Source organism: Tenacibaculum discolor, assembly GCF_003664185.1.
GTDB classification, from domain to species: domain Bacteria; phylum Bacteroidota; class Bacteroidia; order Flavobacteriales; family Flavobacteriaceae; genus Polaribacter; species Polaribacter discolor.
In genome coordinates, this window is the sequence record NZ_RCCS01000012.1 from 21,627 (window position 1) to 41,104 (window position 19,478).

A 19,478-nucleotide genomic window follows, 5' to 3' on the forward strand; every position below is an offset into this window, starting at 1 on the left:
TAATTCTTTACTACCATCATTTCGAGCGCTAGCGAGAAACCGTAAGGTTCAGCTAAGCTAAATCTTAATGTTATGAGTAATTCTGAATAATGAGATTTCTCACACTTCGCTAGCGCTCGGTTTGAAATGACGTTATTATTTGTTGGTTTTCCTCTTTGCGAGGAGATTGAGATGAGTATGGATAAACGTCGACCTATTTTTATTTTGCTAGAATTCGAGGTTATGGAGTAGAAGAGAATCCAAAGAGTTTACGTTCTGGATTCGAATACGGAATACAACGTAGAATTCAAAAGAAGAAAAATAAGTCTTGATTTTTTGTTTCGTTTTGTATCAAGACAAAATGAAAGTATGCGTTTATGAATAACTTCTGTTCATGAGATTACATCACTCCACTAGGTTCCATTCATAATAACGTTTTAAATGTCAGTTCGAGTGATTTTGTGCAACGTAGTGGAACAAAATAGTATCGAGAAGCTTGTTATTACCGAGTACTTCTCGATACAAAATTTCCTTCACTACATTTTGTAAATTTCACTCGGAGTGATAGTTTGATATTGTCTTTATTTTAAAGAGTAAGAAATCTTATTAAGAGTATTCGTAAGTACGTCGTTTTTCTAACCAAGAGCTCACACTACCTAATTCGCGTGCTTGATAAAAATTATTTTCTCGTAGAATACAATCGTTAGAAGCATTAGTGTCTATTTTAATAAATCGATATAAAACTAATTTTATAATAGATTCTCTAACTGCTTCATAGGTGGCACCATTATTTTTATTATTGTTAATTACTTCTTGAATAAAATTATCAATTCTATTAAACTTGGTGTTAGTTAACAAGGCTTTAAAAACTACTTCTTCCATAATTCATGATTTTATGTATACAAAACTATCTATTTGAATAAAGATTTAAAAGGTGATATATGCAGGAAAAAATGCGGATTTCCGAAGTGTTTTTTTGTAGTTGTGAAGAGTGGGGAGGGAGTAACCTGTTTATAGACTACCGTTACCTCGAATGGATATGAGAGGTCTCAAAGTTATGAGTATTCCTGAATAATTAGATTTTTCACTCTTAGCTAGCGCTCGGTTCGAAATGACATTTTATTATCGTCATTGCGAGAAGGTTGAGAAGAGTATAGATAAACGCCGACCTATTTTTTATTTCGTTTTGTATCAAGACAAAATGAAAGTAGGTGTTTATGAGTAACTTCCATTCATAAGATTACGTCACTTCACCGCGTTTCGTTCGTAATGACGTTATGTAATGTTAGGTAGAAGAATATAGAAGTACTATTTTAAGGTTAGTTCTCTATGCTCAATTCCCCACTTAACCATAACATCTAGGGTAGTATGTAATCGCATTCCAGATTCTGTTAATTCATATTCAACAGTAACAGGATTAGTATCGTAAATGGTACGTTTAATTATTCCGTTAGCTTCCAAATCTTTTAATTCTTTAGATAGCATTCTCGGAGAAATTTTACCGATGTTTCGTTGTAGTTCTTTAAAGCGCATTTTTCCGTATAGCAAACTACCAATAATAGATAGTTTCCATTTTCCGCTTATTACATTTAAAGTATCTCTTAATGCTAATACATATTGAACAGAGCACCTTTTTAGCTCTTCCATTTGAACAACTGTTTCCATGTTTATTGGGTTGGTATACTTTTGTATACTGGTATACTAAAGTATAGTAGTTACTTTTGTATAGCAAATATACATACTTTTGTGATATAAAAAACAAGTAAAAATAAAAGAATGAAACACTTAGTAATTGTAACACACCCAAATATTGAGGAATCAAACGTAAATAAGTCTTGGATAAATGAGTTGCAACAGCACGATGATAAAGTAACAATTCATCAATTATATAATGAGTATCCAGATTTAAACATTGATGTAGCAAAAGAACAAGAGCTACTATTGAGCCATGATAGTATTATTATTCAATTTCCGTTACACTGGTTCAATACACCTTTTTTATTAAAAAAATGGATGGATGAAGTGTTAACCTATGGTTGGGCTTTTGGTCCAGGAGGAGATAAGTTAAAAGGAAAGAAATTCCGTTTATCTGTATCAACAGGAGGTACTGAGGAAACCTATAATAGTTTTGTATCTTTAGAAGACTTATTAAAATCGGTAACCGTTTCGTTTCAGTTTTGCGGATCAGAAGTTTTGCCATCGCATGTGTTTTACGGAGCAAATGACAACCCAAAGCTTGAAGATATTAAAGTAAACTCAAAACAATACGCAGATCTAATCTTAAATTAATTAAAACCTATAAACAATGAAAAATTTTAAAAATCCTTTAGTGTTAGTATTAATAGCATTTGCAACACTATCGTTTACTACCATTACAAAAGAAATAAAGAAAGTAAATACTAAAGAGAGTAAAGTGGTATGGAAAGGTTATAAAGTAACTGGCTCTCATGAAGGAACAGTTAGTTTAGAATCAGGAGCCTTACACTTTGATGAAGACAAATTAGTAGGAGGGGAGTTTGTAATAGATATGACGTCTATTGCGGTAACAGATTTATCAGGAGATTACCAAAAGAAATTAGAAGGACATTTAAAATCAGATGATTTTTTTGGTATAAATAATCATCCAACAGCAAAATTGGCTTTTACCAAGGTGAAAGCTAAAGGAAAAAATTCATACAAAGTAACAGCAGATTTGACTATTAAGAATAAAACGAATCCTGTAACTTTTGAAATTTCTGTGTATGGAGGAAAAGCAACAGCTTCATTAAAAATTGATAGAACAAAGTATAATGTAAAATATGGTTCTACTAGCTTTTTTGATGGTTTAAAAGATAAAGCAATTTACGACGAGTTTGATTTGGTAGTTGATTTGGTTTTTTAAAACCCAACTAAGATTGTATGCATACCTCAAACGTTGGTTTGGGGTATGTTTTTAATTATATAAGTAATCAATAATCCCTCTATGAAACGAACAACGTTTTTACAGTTATTAGGGTTAGCATCAGTAAATTTGAGTATGGGAATACTTAATGGTTTAAAAAAGTTATCAGATAGTTTGCCGGCTTCTCAAACAATGCCAGTATTGTTCTTGGGACATGGGAGCCCTATGAATGCTATTGAAGAAAACGAGTTTACGAGAGGCTTTAAAAATATTTCAAAAACACTACCCAAGCCCAAGGCGATTATTTGTGTTTCGGCACACTGGTTTACAAAAGGGACAAAAGTAACTGCGATGGAAATGCCTAAAACAATTCACGATTTTGGCGGTTTTCCTCAAGAATTATTTGAACAACAATATCCTGCTAGTGGAAATCCTGAGTTAGCTAAAGAAACAAAACAATTATTGCATCCTAATTTTGTAGAATTAGACGAGCATTGGGGATTAGATCATGGTGCTTGGATTGTATTAAAACATTTATATCCGAAGGCTGATGTACCTGTAATTCAATTGAGTATTGATTATACCAAAGATGCCAATTATCATTTTGAATTAGCTAAACAGCTAGCTTCATTAAGGCAAAAAGGTGTGTTAATTATTGGCAGCGGAAACATTGTTCATAATCTAAGATTAGTTGATTGGAAGAATTTTGATAAGGATGATTATGGATATGATTGGGCTATTGAAACAAGAGATACTGTTAATAAACATCTGCTAGAGGGGAATTTTAAACCATTGATTAACTATACAAAACAGTCAAAAGCATTTCAGTTAGCAATTCCAACACCAGACCATTATTTACCTTTAATTTACAGTTTAGGATTACAGCAAAAAAATGAAGAGGTTCAGCTTTTTAATGACAAGTTATTGGCTGGTTCTTTAAGTATGACCTCGCTGAAAATAGGGTAATAAAAAAAGTCTGTATAGATGAGGCCTACACAGACTTTTTATAAAGTAAAGAGGGTTAAGATTTTTGTTTTATAGCGTTAATCGTTGTCTTAGCTACAAACCAACAGAAACACACAATACCAAGAGAGAATACAATATCTCCTATCATTCGCATCCATTTTAAGGTTTGCACTGTAGGGTTGTATAATAATTCAGGATCCCTAGCAAAAGAATATCCTTTGGTAATTGAAGTATATGCCTGAATGATACCTACTGGAAGTAAGCTTAAGATGACCATTAAAATCAATCCGCCATTTAAAAACCAAAAGGCATTTTTTACCAGTTTTTCGTTCCAAGAAATATTTGAATACAAGCGTAAACAGATTAAAATAAAGCCCATACCTAACATACCATACACTCCAAATAAAGCAGTATGAGCATGTACAGCTGTAGTGTTTAACCCTTGGATGTAGTAAAGAGCAATAGGAGGGTTAATCAAAAATCCGAAGACACCAGCACCTACCATATTCCAAAAGGCAACCGCAATAAAGAAGAAAATAGGCCATTTATATCGCTGAATCCAAGCATTCTTTTTTAATAAATTCCAGTTTTCTCTAATTTCAAACCCCATTAAGGTTAATGGTACTACTTCTAAAGCACTAAATGTAGCTCCTAAAGCAATGGCTTGTACAGGTGTTCCTGAATAATATAGATGATGTAAGGTACCAATAATACCTCCTGCTAAGAAAATAGTAGCAGAAGCTATAGCTGTTTTGCCTGCTGTATGTGTTGAAATAATTTTCATTCGAGAGAAAATATAGGCAATAATTACTGTAGCAAATACCTCAAAGAATCCTTCTACCCATAGGTGTACGAGCCACCATCTCCAATAATTAATTACAGGTAATGAACTGTTTTCTCCATACATTAATCCAGAGAAAAAGAACATACCGATAGCAACTACAGCTATTAATAGGATAGAAAGCAAGTGTTTTGAGTCGTCTTTTTTACGGATACCATACAGCACATGTCTACCAACCATAACTACCCATAATATTAAACCGATACCTAAGAAAATTTGCCAGAATCTACCTAAATCCATGTATTCGTATCCTTGATGACCAAAGAAGAAATTAGTCGTTAAATCTAAAAACTGGTGTACACCTAACCATTCTCCTAGCATAGAGCCTAGTACAATTATTAATAAGGCAATAAATAAGAAATTGATACCAAAAACTTGGTACTTCATTTCTTTACCGCTAATAATTGGAGCTAAGAATAATCCTGTTGCTAACCAGGTAGCGGCAATCCAAAATACAGCAAGTTGTGTATGCCATGTTCTAGAGATTGAATACGGAAGGTATTCAGATAAGTTAAAACCAAAGAAAGCTTGTCCTTCTACTGTGTAATGTACAGTAACAATACCCAAAACAACTTGTAATACGATCAAGAGTGAAATGACTAAAAAGTATTTTAATACGGCTTTTTGAGATCTAAATAGTTTTAGGTCTAGTAAAGGGTTGTTGCTTGGGTTTGTTACTGCTTCTCCTTTTTCATGATTTCGGATGTAATAATAGGTTAGTACACCTATAAAAAGTAGTAATAAAATTATTGAGAACCCAGACCAAATTTGAGAATCTGGAGTAATTGTATTGTTAATTAATGGTTCGTGAGGCCAGTTTGAAGTATAGGTATATTCCTGATCTGGTCTTTCTGTACTGGCTGCCCATGAAGTCCAGAATAAAAAGGCATTAAGCTTAGCTAGTTTTTCAGTATCGGTTAAAGCACCTTCAGGAATAGCGTATTTTTCATGACCTTTTGAAAAGATATTCGCATAGTGTGCAGCGTTTGCTTCAATAGCTTCTTTTCGCTCTTTTGAAATTGTTATTGATTGGTCTTTTTCATTAAACGTATTAGTTCTAATGTTTTTTACCAAGCGTGCTTTTAAAGCAGCTTTATTTTCTTCATCTAAAGCATCATAATTTTTGTTGAAGTCTTTTTTAGCCCAATAGTCTAATAAATAAACAGCTTCTTTATGAATCCAATCTGCTGTCCAGTCTGGAGCTACATAACTTCCGTGTCCCCAAATAGAACCCACTTCCATTCCTCCAATAGACTCCCATATATTTTGTCCATCTTGAATATCTTTTTTTGTATATATAGTTTCATTACTTCCGTTAACTTTTACTGTTTCAGGTATAGGGGGTTGGGTTTGGTAAATTTCTGTACCTACCCATATTAATGCAATAAATGATAATACCACTACTGCAATAAATCCAGTCCAAATTTTTCTCATTATTAATTATTTAATTTATTTTCTAATTTGATTGCTTTTTTAAATAGAATATTGTTTTCTAAATGAATGTGTTTGTGTAAGTCTTCCTCAAATTCTTGAAGCATAGCTAAAGCAACTTTGTAAGTGTTACAGGCATCTTCTGGAGGAGTATAATTATTAGTTAGTTCTGCAATTGTTCTAAATCTATTTCCTTCATTATCATGTTCAGTATGCATCATGTTTATAGGGTTTTCTACCGTACCAAATGGAGGAGGAGTAAAGGTTGTATTGCTGTTACTAGCTGTAACTAATTTTTTTATAAAAGGAAATAAAATAAGTTCCTCTTTTTTCATATGTGTGGTAAGTTCTCCGGCACTTTCTTTAAAGAGTAGCAAAACCTCGTGTAGCTCAGGATGGTTGTTACCATGTACCTTAGCTATTTTAGTTAAGTACTCTAAAATTTCAGGAATTTGTTTTTCTACATAGGTATGATGATTTTGGTAGACGTAGTCGCACAAGAAATCTAATGACCAGTTTTGATAATCGTTAGTAGATTTTGAACCTTTATCAATTCGGATGAGTTTATTGATTAATGTATCTGGAACAATATTTTTCTTTGTTGAAACTTCTTGAATAGTCCTGTTACCATTGCAACAAAAATCGATGCCATATAGTTTGAAAATTGTAGCTGTTTTATAGTTGTTTGCAACTATATCTGCCACTGTTGTGTTGTTATTTATTTCCATTTTGTTTCAGTTTATATTTATAAATAATAAAAAGACCTTTTTATCTTTTATTATTGTAAATTTTTTTATTCCCGTTTTAACCAGAAAGTATTCTTCTTATCTTGGGTGTATAATACATTGTGGAGTGTGTTTTCTTCTAACATTTTTCTCAAATTATCTCTAATCTCTACAAACTTAAAGTGGAGAGGGCAGGGAGAGCTATCGTCGCATTGCTTTAAACCCAATCCGCAACCTGTATAAATACTATCTCCATCTAATACACGAACCACATCACTTAAACGGATTTTTTTAAGGTCGGCTTTGTTAATTACAAACCCACCATAAGGGCCTTTAATAGAGTCGATAATATTATTTTTCGTTAAAATTTGTAATATTTTTCCTGTAAAAGCTTCTGGAGAGTCAATAGCAGCAGCGATGGCTTTAACACCAACTTTGTTATCTAAGCTAGATTGTTCTGCAACAAAAATAGTTGCTCTTAAACCGTATTCACAAGATTTTGAAAACATATAAAAATAATATGCTACAAAGATATTAGTTTTCTTTAAAAAAGACACTAGAGTCTTTTATTTTTTTATAAAAAAAGCACCATTAAAAAATGATGCTTTTGAATCTTATTTTGTGTTTAGTTTTTTCGGTGCCAATAAGCTGTTCTACCAAAGGCAGCAAAACCTATATAACCTCTAATTTTTAACTTGTTGTTATTTTCAAGTTTAATATAACACTTGTATTCTTTTCCGTTTTTAGGATCTAAAATTTTTCCGCCACTCCATTCGTCACCATCTTTTTTTAATCCTGTTAAAATGTTCATTCCTAAAATAGGGTTGTTTTTACGCTTTCCGCTACATTTATCACAAACAGCTTCTTGACGGTTCTTGTCAGTAATTTCTACAATTTTAGCGTATGCCTTTCCGTCTTTTTTATATACTTCAATTACAGAATCAACCTTATTGGTTTCTTCATTTCGGTTTTCCCATTTTCCGAAAATAGTTTGTGCGCTCATAGATAAGCTAACGGTTGTAAATAATAAAGCAAAAAGTATTTTTCTCATAATTTAAAAGTTTTAATAGTATATCGTTTTCAAAAAGTATTCCAATTAATCGTATTGTGCGTCAAAGTTGCTATCCCACTTTCCTTGCACACGTAATACTTGTTCTATAATATCACGAGCACAACCGTTACCACCTGTTTTATCAGAAATGTATTTTGAAATTTGTTGTATTTCACGAGCCGCATCGTTAGGGCAAGATGGCATACCAACAAGTTTCATTACAGGATAATCAGGAATATCATCTCCCATATACACTACATTTTCAGGATTCAATTTGTATTTTTCAACCAATTCATTAAACTGTTGAATTTTATTATGAGCTCCTAAATAAATATCGGTAATACCTAAACCTTCTAAACGTGTGCGTACACCTTCGTTTTTTCCACCAGAGATAATACAAACCCTGTAACCAGCTTTTACAGCAGATTTTAAGGCATATCCATCTTTAATATTCATTTGACGTACCAATTGTCCGTCAGGAAAAACGGTTACAATTCCGTTAGTTAATACTCCGTCTACATCAAAAATAAAAGTGTCTATTTGAGGTAAGTATTCTTTATAACTCTTTTCCATTTTGTTGGATTGATTTTGTAATAAGTTTATAAATTTCTTGTTGTTCGGCATTTAACAATGCTAAATGATCTTGAATAGTTTTTTGATCGTTTCTTTTAGCAGGGCCTGTTTGTGCTGCATCAGGACTCAACTCGGTTATTTTTTGAGCTGTTTCTTGAATTAATGGTAGTAATACTTCAAAAGGAACTTGGTGTTTATTACAAATATCAGCACCAATTTTATACATGTGATTGGTAAAATTGTTTACAAAAACGGCAGCCACGTGTAATCGTTTACGTTGTTCTGAGTTGATACGGTATATCTTTTTTCCAATAGTTTTAGCAAGCGTTTCCAACAACTGTAAATCTTCTTCATTTTCAGCTTCTAAACAAAATGGAATTTCATTGAAGTTAACCTCTTTGTCTTTAGAAAAGCTTTGTAATAAGTAAAAAATACCTTTACGTCCAGTGTTTTGTAACGACTGCATAGCGACACTACCAGAAGTGTGTACCACCAAACCATTTTTTTGTTCAATTTTACGAGAAACATCACCAATGGCATCATCAGAAACAGCAATGATATATACATCAGCTTTTGTTAAAAGCTCTATGCTATTTGTAATAGAAGTAACTTCTTTTAAATGCTCCACTTGCTCTATATTTCGAGCATATACTTGCACCAACGATACTTCGTCTGTTTTACTAAAAGCATTGGCTAAATGTGTAGCTACATTACCGCCTCCTATAATGGCAACTTTAATCATAGCACGAAGATATTGAAATTAATTAAAAATATTTTCGCATATTTGTTCCATTATGATTGTATAAGTCGCCTAAAATAGAAGTGTTGCCTGAGCAGCAAATAGTTATGTCTTACTCTTTTTAAGACAATTTTATGTATTTATAAAACTTTATAATGACTGATAACAATCAAATATCAAAACAAACCATATTCTCACTTTTTAAAGATGCTGTTTTAGGAAGACAGCAAGATTTTACGACAGGAAGTATTCGTAAAGCTATTTTTTTATTAGCAATTCCGATGATTTTAGAAATGCTAATGGAATCTATTTTTGCTCTGGTAGATATTATTTATGTATCGAGAGTAAGTGTAAATGCAGTAGCTACTGTAGGGTTAACTGAGTCAGTACTAACTTTAGTATATGCAGTAGCGATAGGGTTAAGTATGGCGGCAACTGCTTTAGTGGCTAGAAGAACAGGAGAAAAAGATTCTGAAGGAGCAAATCAAACAGCAGTACAAGTTATTTTTTTAGGAGTATTTATTTCAATTCTTATTAGTGTTGTTGGAATTTTATATCCAAAAGAAATACTAGCATTAATGGGAGGGAAACCAGACTTAATAGCCGAAGGCTTTGGGTATACCCAAGTATTGTTAGGAGGAAACATTACTGTGATGCTACTCTTTTTAATCAATGCAATTTTTAGAGGAGCAGGAAATGCTTCTATCGCGATGTGGACGTTGATTTTATCAAACGGATTAAATATTATTCTCGATCCTATTTTTATCTTCGGTTTAGGTCCTGTACCGGCATACGGAGTAGAAGGGGCAGCTATAGCAACGACAATTGGTAGAGGTACGGCAGTAGTCGCTCAATTAGCAGTTTTATTTTTTGGAGCAGGTAAAGTTAAGTTAGCTATTAAAGATTTAGTAGTGAGAGTTTCAGTAATGATAAACTTAATCAAGGTGTCATTAGGTGGAATAGGACAATTTATTATCGGAACTTCAAGCTGGGTATTTTTAATGCGAATTATGTCTGAATTTGGAAGTGAAGTACTTGCTGGATATACAATTGCTATTCGAATAATGATGTTTACTTTAATGCCTGCTTGGGGAATGAGTAATGCAGCAGCAACTTTGGTAGGGCAAAATTTAGGAGCACAACAACCAGAGAGGGCTGAGAAATCTGTTTGGATAACTAGTAAGTACTGTGCAATTTTTATGGGAGCAGTTTCATTAATTTATATAGTTTTTGCTCCAACCTTTTTAGGGTGGTTTTCAGAGAATATTAAAGTTGTTGAAAACGGAGCATTGTGCTTGCAAATAATGGCAGCAGGATATATAGCTTATGCTTACGGAATGGTGGTAATTCAATCTTTTAATGGTTCAGGAGATACTAAAACACCAACCTATATCAATTTTGTATGTTTTTGGCTATTTCAATTACCATTTGCATATGTAATGGCAATTACATTAGATTTTGGCCCTATTGGAGTTTTTTTAGCAATAACATTAGCAGAAATTTTAATAGCTGTTGTAGGTATTTGGTTGTTTAAAAAAGGAAAATGGAAATCAGTTAAGGTATAAGGTAGTTTTTGTAACTTAGCTACTAAAGTTCTGTAAAGAAATCTAAAGTCTAAGATTTTAAAACCTCTTATTACCATGAATACTAAACCTAAATTAGGCATTAATACTATTTGTACGCATGTTGGCGAAATAAAAGATGAACAGTTTAAAGGAGCTATTTCACCAATTTATATGTCAACCTCTTATCAATTTGATAATGTTGACGTAAAAAGATACCCACGTTATTTCAATACGCCTAATCAGGAAGCTTTGTCTAAAAAGATAGCGGCTTTAGAAAAAACAGAAGCAGGTTTGCTATTTGGTTCAGGTATGGCAGCGATTAGTACTTCATTATTAGCGTTTTTACAAAAAGGAGACCATGTGGTATTACAAGAAACGTTGTATGGAGGAACTTATAATTTTGTAGTAGAAGAGTTTGATAAATTCGGAATAGAATATTCGTTTACGAATAGTTTAGCTATTGAAGACTTTGAAAAAGAAATTCAGCATAATACGCGTGTGATTTTTATTGAAACTCCATCCAACCCTTTATTAAAAGTGGTAGATATACAGGCTGTTGCTAATTTGGCAAAGGAACATGGTATTGTAACAATGATAGATAATACATTTGCCTCTCCAATTAATCAAACTCCAGTTGATTTTGGAATTGATATTATGATACATTCTGCGACTAAATATATGGGAGGTCATTCAGATATTTTGGCAGGAGCAGTAGCTGCTTCAGAAGAACATATACAACGAATATGGAATTTAGCAAAGAACCTAGGAGGGAGTTTAAGTGATTTTACAGTGTGGTTGTTAGAACGTAGTTTAAAAACGATGAATTTGCGCGTAAAGCGCCAAAGTAAAAATGCTCTAAAAATGGCAAAATATTTAGAGAAGCATGAACACATAGCTAAGGTGTACTACCCAGGGTTAAAATCGCATACAGATTATGAGTTAGCTAAATCTCAAATGAAGTATTTTGGAGGCATGTTGTCTTTTGAGTTACAAGAAGAAATTAATGCGATGGATTTTCAACGTAATTTAGCATTGATAAAACCGTCTATGAGTTTAGCAGGAGTTGAAAGTACTATGCTGAGTCCTACACAAACGTCACATGCATTACTTTCGCCTGAAGAAAGAGCAAAGCAAGGAATAAAAGATGGACTTATTCGTTTTTCGATAGGAATAGAAGAAACAAAAGATTTAATTAAAGATATAGAACAAGCAATACAAAAAACAATAGAATAAATGAAACTAGATATATTAGCTTTTGGAGCACATCCAGATGATGTAGAATTAGGATGTGCTGCTACCATAGCCAAAGAAATTTCACAAGGAAAAAGAGTAGGGATAGTTGATTTAACTCGTGGAGAACTAGGAACAAGAGGGTCAGCTGAATTGCGTGATGAAGAAGCTGCAATAGCAGGCGAAATTTTAGGAGTTTCAATACGTGAAAATTTAGGTTTTGCAGATGGCTTTTTTAAGAATGATAAAGAACATCAACTAGAAATTATAAAAATGATACGTAAGTATCAGCCAGAAATAGTACTGTGTAACGCTATAGACGATCGTCATATTGATCACCCTAAAGGAAGTCAGTTAGTGTCAGATGCTTGCTTTTTAAGCGGTTTACTTAAAATAGTAACTGAACTAGATGGAGTTCAGCAAGAAAAGTGGAGGCCAAAACAAGTATACCATTACATACAATGGAAAAACATTGAACCTGATTTTGTAGTAGATGTTACTGGCTTCATGGATAAAAAGATAAGCTCAGTTATGGCATATTCATCACAGTTTTTTGATCCAAAAAGTAATGAACCAGAAACGCCTATAACCAGCAAAAATTTTACTGATAGTATAGAGTATAGAGCTAAAGACTTAGGAAGATTAATAGGAGTTGATTTTGCAGAAGGCTTTACATCAGAACGTTACGTGGCAGTAGAAAATTTAAGTAAATTAATTTAAAAAAAAGTTTTGTCAAAATACTAAAAGCTTGTATATTTGCACCCGCAAGTTACATGGTGATTGTAGCTCAGCTGGTTAGAGCGCCGGATTGTGGTTCCGGAGGTCGCCGGTTCGAACCCGGTCTTTCACCCGAAAAGCAAAAGCCTTTCTTTATAGAAAGGCTTTTTTTGTGAAATAAATTTGTGTAAATAAAGAATAAAAAAGCTTCTCAGTTATTTTTGAGAAGCTTTTCTGTTTTCTAGCCATTGTTCATATTTGTCTTTGTGCTTAAAACGTTTATGTGTCCATAAATAACACTCTGGTTGTTCTTTTATGTTTCTTTCGGTTATTTCTAAGTATTTATCGGTAATCTGATAGTTTTCAAAATTTTTAGGAGACTCGGTTATGATTTCAAATTCTGTTTCATAGTAACCTCTTTTAATTTTTTTAGCACAATAGTTAATAACGGTAAGGTTGTATTTTTTTGAAAGCATTTCTGCACCCGTGTGTATAGGAACTCTAACGCTTAAAAAATCAGTCCAGTAATGAGTTTTATGTACTTGAGGAGATTGGTCGCTCAATAATATGTAAAGGCCTTGTATGTTGTTTTGGTAATTTTTGTGAATACCTTTTACTGTTTCTGAAGTTTTAAATCCAGTAATACCAAATTTGGATCTAGAGTTTTTTACGGCTTTTTCAAAATATTTGTTAGCAAGTTTAGTATAAGCTCCAAAAACTTGAATATCTAGTACTAGGGGTAAGCTAAAAGACCATTCCCAATTTGCTTGATGAGCTCCAACTAAAGCGATGCTTTTTCCTTCTTTAGCAAGTTTGTTTATAATTTCAGGGTTTTTGTACTTGTAACGCCTGAGTATTTCTTTTTCACTAATTGTGAAAGATTTAACGCTTTCAAAGATTAAGTCAAAGAAATGTTTGTAGAATTTTTTTGTTATGTTTTTTATTTCTTTATCGTCTTTTTCTGGAAAAGCTGTTTTTAGGTTTTGAATCACTACTTTTTTACGATATCCTACTAAGTTGAAAATAACAAGACGAAAAAAATCAGAAATTATATACAATAATCTCATGGGTAAAATTGATAATATCCATATTAGCGGATAGACAATTATAAATATGAGTAGTTTCATTGAGTTTTAATTTTAGGCAAATATCGTATTAATTAATGAATGATTTACTTTATTAACTTTTGTTTATGTTTGTGGATATATACAAAATTATGAGTCAAATTATTATTATACTGATTGTAGCTAATGTATTAGTATCTCTTAAAGGGTTTAGTGATGCTGCTTTTTTTGATCGCTATAAATTTCAGGTTCAAAAAATATTAGGAGGAGAGAAGGTAAGAATGTTAACTTCTGGTTTTTTACATGTTGATTGGTTACATCTAGGATTTAATATGTATGCTTTGTATTTATTTGGAAAAGTGGTTGACTCAAGTTTTGGAACATTAAACTTCGTATTAATTTATTTTGTGAGTTTGATAGCTGGAAGTATGTATTCGTTGTATCAACACAAAAGAGTACCTTATTATAGTGCAGTTGGAGCATCGGGAGCAGTGTCTGGTGTAATATTTTCTTCTATAATGTTGTACCCAGGTATGGAGTTGATTATGCTGCCGATTCCAATACCAATTCCTGGTTATGTATTTGGTGTTGGGTATTTGTTGTATTCTATTTACGGAATGAAAAATCAGGTTGGAAATGTAGGTCATTCAGCACATTTAGGTGGAGCGATAGGAGGGTATTTAATAACGTTATTGTTGAGACCAAGTGTAATAACGAATCACACGATAATGATTGGTGTAATGGCATTAATTATTGCTGGGTTGTTTTTCTTTGGAGATAAACTAAAGTTTAATAAATAAAAAAAACCGAAACTAATGTTTCGGTTTTTTGAGCGAGAGACCAGGTTCGAACTGGCGACATTCAGCTTGGAAGGCTGACGCTCTACCAACTGAGCTACTCTCGCATTGGTAAAGTTTTCGCAATTACTTGCTATGTTTTAATTAGAGCGGGAGACCAGGTTCGAACTGGCGACATTCAGCTTGGAAGGCTGACGCTCTACCAACTGAGCTACTCCCGCAGTAAAGCGGTTGCAAATATAAGACTGTTTCTAATATCTGCAAAGACTTTTTTGAAAAAAAATAGAAAAAAATTTACTGTTTGTGTATAACTTTCAGAAAGTGAATGTTATAGGTTTCTAAAAAAAATAGAAAAAGCAAGAGTGTTTTATAGATATGAGCGTTAAGTTTAATTTTTTACTGTAAAAACGTAGTGAAACTAGTTCTATTCTTGTTGTATAGAGTCATGAATTATGGTTTTAAAAATTAAAAAGAAGCTAATTTCCAAATAATCAATTAAAAAAGACTATCTTTGCCATGTTCAAGTAGAACACCTTAATTATTTCAAGGTAGTATATAGTAATTAGTTTTTTGAGTTTATTCTCTTCTTGCCTTTTTTATTTCATTATTCCTTTATTTTTTTTAAGTGTTTATAAGCATAAAAGCTTTTTATGACTGTGTAATAACATTATAAAAGTTTATATAAAGGTTCTTCTTTTACAAAATATATATAATAATTTAAAATTTAAGTAAGATGCAAGAAGGCACAGTAAAATTTTTTAACAGCTCAAAAGGATTTGGGTTTATTACATCATCAGAATCAGGAGAAGATATTTTTGTACACAATTCAGGATTGATTGACGATGTTAGAGAGAATGACAAAGTACGTTACGATACCGAGCAAGGTAGAAAAGGCTTAAACGCTTTTAATGTAGAGATTGTAAATTAAAGTTGTGGTTATTTTATAACCTAAATCTAACTATACAAAAGAGGCTGTCTGAAAAGATAGTCTTTTTTTTATGCTTAAATTTTAGGAGAATCGTTTGAAAGACAATCAAATTTAGAGCTTAAGAGCAATAAATGAAGTATCAATTGGGTGTTGTATTTTTAAGCTGTAATAATTTGAACATGGAATTATTTATAAAAATAAAAAGCCCTTATATAAGGGCTTTCAATTAACAGTTTGTTGATGTTAATTCTCCTCCATAACATAGATTTAAACCACATCCTTGATGAGTAACTACATAATCTCCATATGTACAAGTAGTGTAATAAGTGTCATCCCATGGTTCACATTTTCTACCAAAAGCACATCCACCAGTTACTTTTTTTTGTTGTTGTTTATTTAGAACTGATCCTAAATCTGAAATGTTTTTTAACATAATTTGAGTTTTTTAATTTCTTAAATCTAAAAAGTGAAAAATAACTCAATGAAAGAAAAACCGTAAAATGAATAAGGATAAACCTTACTTAATTAAAATTAACAAATAAGTTTAATATGTTTACAACATACATGGTTGCACATGTTTTCCGTATCTGTATAGCATAAAGATTCTATACATGGTTCAATAGGTGGGTCACCTGGGTCAACATCTAGGTATGGACTACCACCTAAAATTATTTTTTGCTCAGATTTATTTAAGGTTGTGCCTAAGCTTAAAATATTCTTTAACATAATTTAAAATTTAAAGTTTCTCAAATATAAAAAGTGAAAAATAACTCAATGAAAGAAAAACCGTAAAATAAATAAGGGTAAACCTTACTTAACTAAAATTAACGTATAAAAAACTGCAGAAATAATAATACCCACTAGCGTGGGCATTATTAAGGGGATGTTAAACTAATTAATTATCATTCTTAATTTATCACCCCGTTAAAAAAGTTTAGATATTAAAGATACAAAACCTATTCGTAATTAAAAAAAGAACCCACTCAAAAATATTGAGTGGGAAAATTGCTATGAAAAAGAACTTAAGACGTCTCTTAAGTACTGCAAAGGTACTTAGAATTTAATGAATAAAAGAGTGAAAAAAACGTAAAAAAAGTAAGGCTAAACCATAAAAAAACTTTTGAATTGTAATTTTTATCATTCTAATAAAAAGTACAGATTTTACGGTTAAAGTATTAATGAAGATAAAAAAAGCGGGAAAACCCGCTTAGTATTTTAAAATGGTTGAGGTTGGCATTGCGGTTCAGCACAACCAAACCAAATTCGAGAACAGGTATTGTCAGGTAATAAACATTGTGCTTTACCACCGTTAATAGATCGTTGTTCCTTTTTGTTTAAACTAGTTCCTAAGTTTGAGATGTTCTTTGCCATAATAAAAGTTTTAAGTTTCTCAAAATTAGGGTATTTAAAATATAATACTAGAAAAAAAACCGTAACATAAGTAAGGTTTTATATTATTTATTTTAAACTTTCTTTAAGTCTCTTAGAAGAAAGATTTTTCATTCCTTATAATTTTAAGAAAATGAAAACCATAGATTTCAAAACCTTCATTGTAGTAAAACTTATGAGATTTTCTATTGGCAGTATAGGTGTTTAATTCAACAGCTTCACAACCTTTAGTCTTCGTATAGTCGTACACCCATTTAAAAAGTTGTTTACCTATATTGTTACCTCTGTATGTTTCATCAATAATAACATGATCAGGTTCTACACTTTTACCAATATAGTGTCTCATACTGTACCAAAGCCCACAAATACCTACAAGTTTATTATCATCAAAAACACCTATACATTCATAGTTTGGGTATTGAGCCATTTCTAAAACTCTAGTTTCTAAAATATCCTGAGGTGTGGTAGTATTGGCTTTACGTAAAAGAGGAAGGATTGTAAGAATATCTTCTTTATTAATTAGGTTAAAACTTATATTCATTCTGTATTTTTGGATTAAAGAAATTTAAGATGATAAAAATAAAAAATATATCAGCTCAAGAAACCTATAAAATTCGATTAGCTGTTTTACGTAATAATATTGATTTGCCTTATAAGTTTAAGGAAGATGAATTTGAAAACACTTTTCACTTAGGAGCTTTTTACAACAATAAATTGGTAGGTATAGCATCTTTTATGCGAAATAGAATTGATGTTGTTAAAGGAGAGCAATATCAATTAAGAGGAATGGCAACGTTACCAGAAGTTAGAGGGATGGGAGCAGGAAGATTATTAATAGAAGAAGCCAAAAGAACTTTAAAAGCTAAAGATATTAATGTTTTATGGTGTAATGCAAGAAAAGAAGCAGTTGGGTTTTATGAAAGTTTAAATTTCGTAACAATAGGTGAGGAGTTCGAAGTGCAAAAAGTAGGTCCTCATTTTAAAATGTATTATATTGTAAACTAGAGGTTTGTTTAGCGACCATTACTCAAAAATTAAAACACTTTAGTATGAAAACATTATTACAGTTAACTTTATGTTCGTTACTATCATTTAATATTTTTTCACAACAAAAAGAAGTAAAAATTATTCCTGAAAAATTAACAGAGAATATATATGTTTTGAAAGGGCAAGGAGGAAATATTGGAATTTTTGTGGGAGAAAAAGGTGTATTTATGATTGATGATCAATTTGCTCCTTTAAGCAAAAAAATATTAGCAGCTATTAAAACAATTACGGATAACCCAATAACTTATTTAATTAATACACACTGGCATGGTGACCATACAGGTGGAAATGCTAACTTTCAAAAAGAAGGAGCAGTGATTGTATCTCATGAAAATGTACGTAAACGGATGAGTATTGATCAAGTAGTTAGAGGTAAGAAAAGGTTAGCATCACCAAAAGAAGCATTACCAGTGATTACTTTTTCAGAAGATATACAGTTTTATATTAATGAAGAACCAATTTTGATTACCCATGTTCATAATGCACATACTGATGGAGATGCATTAGTGTATTTTGGAAATAGTAATGTATTGCATGTAGGAGATGCTTATTTTCAAGGAAAGTTTCCATACATAGATATAGACTCAGGAGGTACAATAGATGGATATATAGGAGGTATTGAAAAAATGATAATGATAGCAGATGATGATACTAAAATAATCCCAGGACATGGAAATGTATCATCAGAAAAAGAATTGAGAGCATATTTAAGTATGTTGAAAGACTTAAAAAGTGCTATTGCATCAGAAATAAAAAAAGGAGCGAGTTTGGATGAGATAAAAAGTAATTCTTCAATAACGGAGAAATATAAAAGTTATAATGGTTGGATTACAGAAGAAAAAATAAAAGAAGCGATTTATAAAAGTTTGAAAATGAAGTAAAAATAAAAACCCAAATCGAATGATTTGGGTTTTGTAGCGAGGAGCAGATTTGAACTGCCGACCTCAGGGTTATGAATCCTGCGCTCTAACCAACTGAGCTACCTCGCCTGATTGCGGGTGCAAATATAATTACTTTTTGGTTTTAGGCAACAAACATTTAAATTTTTTTTTAAAAAATAATTATCTATATTGGCGCTTAAACAAAAAAATAAATGAGCAAAGTTAAATTTGAGTTAGAGTTTCCTATTCATGCATCTCCAAGCATGTTATATCAATATTTTGCAACGCCAGCAGGTTTAGAAGAATGGTTTGCTGATAGAGTAAATTCACGAGGAAAGCTTATTACTTTTATGTGGGATGACTCTGAAGAAGAGGCTAAGATAATTACTAAAAAAGCAGATGAGCGTATTAAGTTTAAATGGACTGAAAGTGAAGGTGATGATAGTTATTTTGAATTCAGAATACAAGTAGACCCATTAACCAAAGACGTTGCTGTAATTGTTACAGATTTTGCTGATGATGAAGATGATGCAGAAGAAGCAAAAATGCTTTGGCAAAATCAAATAGAAGAATTAAAGCATACAATAGGAGCTTAACACACAAGGAGAAAAGAACTAAAAGATAAACTCGGCAATTTTGTCGAGTTTTTTTGTGGCTAATATTCACCTAAATTG

23 protein-coding genes and 4 tRNA genes are annotated in these 19,478 nt (G+C 31.9%); 12 read left to right on the top strand and 15 right to left on the bottom strand.

From position 1 onward, the window contains the following. Positions 1 to 585: 585 nt before the first annotated feature. Entirely contained in the window at positions 586 to 861 is a 276-nt protein-coding gene (locus C8N27_RS15520; protein WP_099213875.1) for a hypothetical protein, read from the bottom strand. Between the two features lie 426 nt (positions 862 to 1,287). Next, positions 1,288 to 1,644 carry a winged helix-turn-helix transcriptional regulator gene (locus tag C8N27_RS15525; RefSeq protein WP_099213874.1) on the bottom strand — a complete coding sequence of 119 codons (357 nt, stop codon included), beginning with the start codon at positions 1,642 to 1,644 and terminating at the stop codon, positions 1,288 to 1,290. A gap of 111 nt (positions 1,645 to 1,755) precedes the next feature. On the opposite strand from C8N27_RS15525, the gene C8N27_RS15530 reads away from it, so the two are divergent. The 3 genes from C8N27_RS15530 (at position 1,756) to ygiD (ending at position 3,826) form a co-directional block, all read left to right on the top strand. Continuing rightward, positions 1,756 to 2,268 carry an NAD(P)H-dependent oxidoreductase gene (locus C8N27_RS15530; RefSeq protein ID WP_121148693.1) on the top strand — a complete coding sequence of 171 codons (513 nt, stop codon included), beginning with the start codon at positions 1,756 to 1,758 and terminating at the stop codon, positions 2,266 to 2,268. A gap of 16 nt (positions 2,269 to 2,284) precedes the next feature. Beyond that, on the top strand, positions 2,285 to 2,860 hold the full coding sequence (locus tag C8N27_RS15535) for a YceI family protein (protein WP_121148695.1): 576 nt from the start codon (positions 2,285 to 2,287) through the stop codon (positions 2,858 to 2,860). A 135-nt stretch (positions 2,861 to 2,995) separates the two neighbouring features. Next, on the top strand, positions 2,996 to 3,826 hold the full coding sequence (gene ygiD, locus C8N27_RS15540) for a 4,5-DOPA-extradiol-dioxygenase (protein WP_121148756.1): 831 nt from the start codon (positions 2,996 to 2,998) through the stop codon (positions 3,824 to 3,826). Between the two features lie 55 nt (positions 3,827 to 3,881). Here ygiD and C8N27_RS15545 read toward each other — a convergent pair whose 3' ends face one another. From C8N27_RS15545 to C8N27_RS15570, 6 genes are all read right to left on the bottom strand, one after another. Next, positions 3,882 to 6,101, bottom strand: a complete 2,220-nt coding sequence (locus tag C8N27_RS15545; RefSeq protein WP_121148697.1) for a nitric-oxide reductase large subunit — start codon at positions 6,099 to 6,101, stop codon at positions 3,882 to 3,884. Positions 6,102 to 6,103: 2 nt separating this feature from the next. Then, positions 6,104 to 6,826, bottom strand: coding sequence for an iron-sulfur cluster repair di-iron protein (gene ric / locus C8N27_RS15550; RefSeq protein ID WP_121148699.1), 723 nt, complete (start codon positions 6,824 to 6,826; stop codon positions 6,104 to 6,106). 65 nt (positions 6,827 to 6,891) lie between these two features. Further along, positions 6,892 to 7,380, bottom strand: a complete 489-nt coding sequence (locus tag C8N27_RS15555) for an RrF2 family transcriptional regulator (protein WP_317125082.1) — start codon at positions 7,378 to 7,380, stop codon at positions 6,892 to 6,894. A gap of 68 nt (positions 7,381 to 7,448) precedes the next feature. Next, positions 7,449 to 7,874: a DUF2147 domain-containing protein gene (locus C8N27_RS15560; protein WP_237270749.1), complete on the bottom strand. Its 426-nt coding sequence runs from the start codon at positions 7,872 to 7,874 to the stop codon at positions 7,449 to 7,451. Positions 7,875 to 7,919: 45 nt separating this feature from the next. Beyond that, positions 7,920 to 8,447, bottom strand: coding sequence for a KdsC family phosphatase (locus C8N27_RS15565; RefSeq protein ID WP_121148703.1), 528 nt, complete (start codon positions 8,445 to 8,447; stop codon positions 7,920 to 7,922). Then, entirely contained in the window at positions 8,431 to 9,189 is a 759-nt protein-coding gene (locus tag C8N27_RS15570) for a Rossmann-like and DUF2520 domain-containing protein (RefSeq protein ID WP_121148705.1), read from the bottom strand. Before C8N27_RS15570 ends, C8N27_RS15565 begins: the two co-directional genes overlap by 17 nt. 152 nt (positions 9,190 to 9,341) lie before the next feature. Between C8N27_RS15570 and C8N27_RS15575 the strand changes: the two genes are divergently transcribed. The 4 genes from C8N27_RS15575 to C8N27_RS15590 all read left to right on the top strand — a co-directional run bounded on the left by C8N27_RS15575 (position 9,342) and on the right by C8N27_RS15590 (position 12,832). Continuing rightward, a complete protein-coding gene (locus C8N27_RS15575; protein ID WP_121148707.1) occupies positions 9,342 to 10,751 on the top strand; it encodes an MATE family efflux transporter in 1,410 nt (469 codons plus the stop codon). Between the two features lie 75 nt (positions 10,752 to 10,826). Beyond that, the gene (locus C8N27_RS15580; protein WP_121148709.1) at positions 10,827 to 11,984 is read left to right on the top strand and encodes a trans-sulfuration enzyme family protein; all 1,158 of its coding nucleotides are present in this window, start codon (positions 10,827 to 10,829) and stop codon (positions 11,982 to 11,984) included. Continuing rightward, positions 11,985 to 12,701 carry a bacillithiol biosynthesis deacetylase BshB1 gene (gene bshB1 / locus C8N27_RS15585; protein WP_099213864.1) on the top strand — a complete coding sequence of 239 codons (717 nt, stop codon included), beginning with the start codon at positions 11,985 to 11,987 and terminating at the stop codon, positions 12,699 to 12,701. Positions 12,702 to 12,756: 55 nt separating this feature from the next. Beyond that, a tRNA-His gene (locus C8N27_RS15590) sits at positions 12,757 to 12,832 on the top strand. Between the two features lie 81 nt (positions 12,833 to 12,913). Here the strand turns inward: C8N27_RS15590 and C8N27_RS15595 are convergent. After that, on the bottom strand, positions 12,914 to 13,825 hold the full coding sequence (locus C8N27_RS15595; protein WP_121148711.1) for a lysophospholipid acyltransferase family protein: 912 nt from the start codon (positions 13,823 to 13,825) through the stop codon (positions 12,914 to 12,916). Between the two features lie 89 nt (positions 13,826 to 13,914). On the opposite strand from C8N27_RS15595, the gene C8N27_RS15600 reads away from it, so the two are divergent. After that, positions 13,915 to 14,562, top strand: a complete 648-nt coding sequence (locus tag C8N27_RS15600) for a rhomboid family intramembrane serine protease (RefSeq protein WP_099213862.1) — start codon at positions 13,915 to 13,917, stop codon at positions 14,560 to 14,562. A 31-nt stretch (positions 14,563 to 14,593) separates the two neighbouring features. Here the strand turns inward: C8N27_RS15600 and C8N27_RS15605 are convergent. Next, a tRNA-Gly gene (locus C8N27_RS15605) sits at positions 14,594 to 14,666 on the bottom strand. A 41-nt stretch (positions 14,667 to 14,707) separates the two neighbouring features. Then, a tRNA-Gly gene (locus C8N27_RS15610) sits at positions 14,708 to 14,780 on the bottom strand. A 512-nt stretch (positions 14,781 to 15,292) separates the two neighbouring features. Between C8N27_RS15610 and C8N27_RS15615 the strand changes: the two genes are divergently transcribed. Next, positions 15,293 to 15,487 (top strand): cold-shock protein, encoded by a 195-nt coding sequence (locus C8N27_RS15615; RefSeq protein WP_121148713.1) that lies wholly within the window; start codon positions 15,293 to 15,295, stop codon positions 15,485 to 15,487. Between the two features lie 226 nt (positions 15,488 to 15,713). On the opposite strand, the gene C8N27_RS15620 is transcribed toward C8N27_RS15615, so the two are convergent. From C8N27_RS15620 to C8N27_RS15630, 3 genes are all read right to left on the bottom strand, one after another. Beyond that, positions 15,714 to 15,920, bottom strand: coding sequence for a hypothetical protein (locus C8N27_RS15620; protein ID WP_121148715.1), 207 nt, complete (start codon positions 15,918 to 15,920; stop codon positions 15,714 to 15,716). Between the two features lie 782 nt (positions 15,921 to 16,702). Further along, a complete protein-coding gene (locus C8N27_RS16035; protein ID WP_167444774.1) occupies positions 16,703 to 16,858 on the bottom strand; it encodes a hypothetical protein in 156 nt (51 codons plus the stop codon). A 112-nt stretch (positions 16,859 to 16,970) separates the two neighbouring features. Then, complete coding sequence (locus tag C8N27_RS15630; protein WP_099213859.1) at positions 16,971 to 17,417, bottom strand: GNAT family N-acetyltransferase; 447 nt, start codon at positions 17,415 to 17,417, stop codon at positions 16,971 to 16,973. Between the two features lie 29 nt (positions 17,418 to 17,446). On the opposite strand from C8N27_RS15630, the gene C8N27_RS15635 reads away from it, so the two are divergent. Further along, entirely contained in the window at positions 17,447 to 17,881 is a 435-nt protein-coding gene (locus C8N27_RS15635) for a GNAT family N-acetyltransferase (protein WP_121148719.1), read from the top strand. Positions 17,882 to 17,925: 44 nt separating this feature from the next. Continuing rightward, a complete protein-coding gene (locus C8N27_RS15640; RefSeq protein WP_121148721.1) occupies positions 17,926 to 18,804 on the top strand; it encodes an MBL fold metallo-hydrolase in 879 nt (292 codons plus the stop codon). Between the two features lie 34 nt (positions 18,805 to 18,838). Here C8N27_RS15640 and C8N27_RS15645 read toward each other — a convergent pair. Continuing rightward, positions 18,839 to 18,912, bottom strand: a tRNA-Met gene (locus C8N27_RS15645). A gap of 104 nt (positions 18,913 to 19,016) precedes the next feature. Here C8N27_RS15645 and C8N27_RS15650 point away from each other — a divergent pair. Next, positions 19,017 to 19,400, top strand: coding sequence for an START-like domain-containing protein (locus C8N27_RS15650; RefSeq protein ID WP_099213856.1), 384 nt, complete (start codon positions 19,017 to 19,019; stop codon positions 19,398 to 19,400). Positions 19,401 to 19,478: the final 78 nt, after the last annotated feature.

Bases quoted from the DNA above. Each gene is read 5' to 3' on its own strand.
- C8N27_RS15520 (WP_099213875.1), bottom strand. From the start codon at position 861: ATGGAAGAAGTAGTTTTTAAAGCCTTGTTAACTAACACCAAGTTTAAT.
- C8N27_RS15525 (WP_099213874.1), bottom strand. From the start codon at position 1,644: ATGGAAACAGTTGTTCAAATGGAAGAGCTAAAAAGGTGCTCTGTTCAA.
- C8N27_RS15530 (WP_121148693.1), top strand. From the start codon at position 1,756: ATGAAACACTTAGTAATTGTAACACACCCAAATATTGAGGAATCAAAC.
- C8N27_RS15535 (WP_121148695.1), top strand. From the start codon at position 2,285: ATGAAAAATTTTAAAAATCCTTTAGTGTTAGTATTAATAGCATTTGCA.
- ygiD (WP_121148756.1), top strand. From the start codon at position 2,996: ATGGGAATACTTAATGGTTTAAAAAAGTTATCAGATAGTTTGCCGGCT.
- C8N27_RS15545 (WP_121148697.1), bottom strand. From the start codon at position 6,101: ATGAGAAAAATTTGGACTGGATTTATTGCAGTAGTGGTATTATCATTT.
- ric (WP_121148699.1), bottom strand. From the start codon at position 6,826: ATGGAAATAAATAACAACACAACAGTGGCAGATATAGTTGCAAACAAC.
- C8N27_RS15560 (WP_237270749.1), bottom strand. From the start codon at position 7,874: ATGAGAAAAATACTTTTTGCTTTATTATTTACAACCGTTAGCTTATCT.
- C8N27_RS15565 (WP_121148703.1), bottom strand. From the start codon at position 8,447: ATGGAAAAGAGTTATAAAGAATACTTACCTCAAATAGACACTTTTATT.
- C8N27_RS15570 (WP_121148705.1), bottom strand. From the start codon at position 9,189: ATGATTAAAGTTGCCATTATAGGAGGCGGTAATGTAGCTACACATTTA.
- C8N27_RS15575 (WP_121148707.1), top strand. From the start codon at position 9,342: ATGACTGATAACAATCAAATATCAAAACAAACCATATTCTCACTTTTT.
- C8N27_RS15580 (WP_121148709.1), top strand. From the start codon at position 10,827: ATGAATACTAAACCTAAATTAGGCATTAATACTATTTGTACGCATGTT.
- bshB1 (WP_099213864.1), top strand. From the start codon at position 11,985: ATGAAACTAGATATATTAGCTTTTGGAGCACATCCAGATGATGTAGAA.
- C8N27_RS15595 (WP_121148711.1), bottom strand. From the start codon at position 13,825: ATGAAACTACTCATATTTATAATTGTCTATCCGCTAATATGGATATTA.
- C8N27_RS15600 (WP_099213862.1), top strand. From the start codon at position 13,915: ATGAGTCAAATTATTATTATACTGATTGTAGCTAATGTATTAGTATCT.
- C8N27_RS15615 (WP_121148713.1), top strand. From the start codon at position 15,293: ATGCAAGAAGGCACAGTAAAATTTTTTAACAGCTCAAAAGGATTTGGG.
- C8N27_RS15620 (WP_121148715.1), bottom strand. From the start codon at position 15,920: ATGTTAAAAAACATTTCAGATTTAGGATCAGTTCTAAATAAACAACAA.
- C8N27_RS16035 (WP_167444774.1), bottom strand. From the start codon at position 16,858: ATGGCAAAGAACATCTCAAACTTAGGAACTAGTTTAAACAAAAAGGAA.
- C8N27_RS15630 (WP_099213859.1), bottom strand. From the start codon at position 17,417: ATGAATATAAGTTTTAACCTAATTAATAAAGAAGATATTCTTACAATC.
- C8N27_RS15635 (WP_121148719.1), top strand. From the start codon at position 17,447: ATGATAAAAATAAAAAATATATCAGCTCAAGAAACCTATAAAATTCGA.
- C8N27_RS15640 (WP_121148721.1), top strand. From the start codon at position 17,926: ATGAAAACATTATTACAGTTAACTTTATGTTCGTTACTATCATTTAAT.
- C8N27_RS15650 (WP_099213856.1), top strand. From the start codon at position 19,017: ATGAGCAAAGTTAAATTTGAGTTAGAGTTTCCTATTCATGCATCTCCA.